Raw genomic sequence first — 416 nt, 5'->3', positions numbered from 1 at the left:
AAACAATTCATCGGCAATAACAGAACCTTCTGTACAAATTCTGCTCAAATCATTTCTAACCAAATCAACAACCATTACATTCTCAGTTTTATCTTTTTCACTTTGTTGCAGTTGATACTTTAAATCTTTATCATGTAATGCATTCTGTAAATCTCTTTTATAGGTGCCTTTTATGGGTTGAGAAATAATAGTGTTGTTTTTCTTCTGCACATATCTTTCAGGACTGGCACATAATAAAAATTTATCATTCAATTTATAATAAGCAGCAAAAGGAACAGGGGAGAGGCTTACTAATTTTTCATAGATAGTTATTGTATCCAAGCTAACATCTTCAGCAAAAAACTCCATACAATAATTCAACTCATAACAATCGCCTCGTAAAATGTGTTGGCGAATCTGCTCAACTGTTTCAATAT

Annotated in this window: 1 protein-coding gene; it reads right to left on the bottom strand. The window is 31.7% G+C overall.

Going from position 1 to position 416, the window contains the following annotated elements; genetic code table 11:
* Positions 1 to 416 (bottom strand): chorismate-binding protein (locus E3E36_RS12285; protein ID WP_206203716.1); only part of this gene is annotated, 416 nt, incomplete at both ends.

This window comes from Thermococcus sp. M36, from assembly GCF_012027355.1.
Taxonomy (GTDB): Archaea; Methanobacteriota_B; Thermococci; order Thermococcales; family Thermococcaceae; genus Thermococcus.
This window is presented reverse-complemented; position numbering and strand designations above follow the sequence as displayed.